The sequence below is a fragment of the Fundicoccus ignavus genome, assembly GCF_009659375.1.
GTDB lineage: Bacteria > Bacillota > Bacilli > Lactobacillales > Aerococcaceae > Fundicoccus > Fundicoccus ignavus.
Genome location: NZ_WJQT01000052.1, coordinates 1 through 1,249, shown reverse-complemented (window position 1 = coordinate 1,249; position 1,249 = coordinate 1). Strand labels below are relative to the sequence as shown.

Annotated in this window: 1 protein-coding gene; it reads right to left on the bottom strand. The window is 36.5% G+C overall.

Annotation, left to right across the window (positions count from 1 at the left end; translation table 11 throughout):
- Window positions 1-36: 36 nt before the first annotated feature.
- The gene (locus GF867_RS13600; protein WP_153833623.1) at window positions 37-1,245 is read right to left on the bottom strand and encodes an IS110 family RNA-guided transposase; all 1,209 of its coding nucleotides are present in this window, start codon (window positions 1,243-1,245) and stop codon (window positions 37-39) included.
- Between the last annotated feature and the right edge of the window lie 4 nt (window positions 1,246-1,249).

Genomic DNA, 1,249 nt, shown 5'->3' with positions numbered 1-1,249 from the left:
TTGGTACAATTTAATTAATCATAGAGAATCTACTGATTATTTTGGTGAGAGATCATAATCATATAGTTTCCCATGTAGTACTAAATAGTGAATGGATTTTAGAAATCGGTCCATACATCCAATCAGAACGACCTTATGCTTTTTAGCGTGAGGTTGTTTTTTTGCTCGATAATAATAATCAACGATATGATTCGGACCTGATGTTTGTGAACGAATCATATTTGTTATGACAAGATATAATGTTTTTCTAGCCAATGTATTCCCACGTTTACTAATTTTATCGTAATTAGGCGAGTCACCTGATTGAAACCGGCGGATATCAATGCCAACAAAGGCATTGAGTTGCTTATGATTATCAAATCGCGTAATATCCCCTAACTCCGCAATCAAAAGAGCAGCTGTTAATTCACCGACGCCTGAAAAACTAGTGTAAACATAAAATTCTTTAAATGATTGAGCTCTATCAATGAGCTTTTTTTGAATTTCTTTCTTTTGTCGGACAAGCTGTTGAAGTTTACTCGCCCAGTCAATAACTAAGAACGTTTCAAGCGAATCATTATCCACTGCAGGATAGGCATCCTTAGCGATAGTGAGAATAGATTCTGCTTCAAGTAACGCCTTTGTTTGGGATATGTTTTTCTTAGTATTTTTATAAATGAGATTCTTCACTTTAGTTCGGCTATAGTTCAGTAAACTATCCGGGTGTGGAAATAATTGAATCATTTCTAAGGCATATTCACTGGCAACAGAACTAAAATAAGACTCTAATTCAGGAAAAGAGAGAGTTAAGAATGCGTGTAGTTGATTCCGTGCATACTTTATAGCTTTTTCATTGCTCTCGTACCAACGTGATAATGTCGTCATTTCTTGATACTCTTTATCAATGCCAATCTTTTTCTTTCGCTCCATAAAATAGTGAGTTAAAGCGAGTTTATGTGCATCACTTTTATCGGTTTTGTTCACTCGAAGGCTATCTGTTTGTTTTCTTGCTTCGAGCGGATTTAACAGATAATAGTCAAAGTGATGATCCTGACAGAAGCGTTCGATGACTCTTGAATAGACTCCCGTCGCCTCGAGTACAATTTCAGGAACGGTTTGACACAACTGAGCTCGAGCTAACAGGCCATTTAACCCTTCTTGGTTATGAATCATCCACCCTTCGAATAGACACTTATTATCAGAATAATGCACAACATAGCTGCGACCGTTACTTACATCTAATGCGATAACATCCAATGTAATCATCCTT

Coding starts and splice junctions, on each gene's coding strand:
- GF867_RS13600 (WP_153833623.1), bottom strand. CDS start 1,245: ATGATTACATTGGATGTTATCGCATTAGATGTAAGTAACGGTCGCAGC.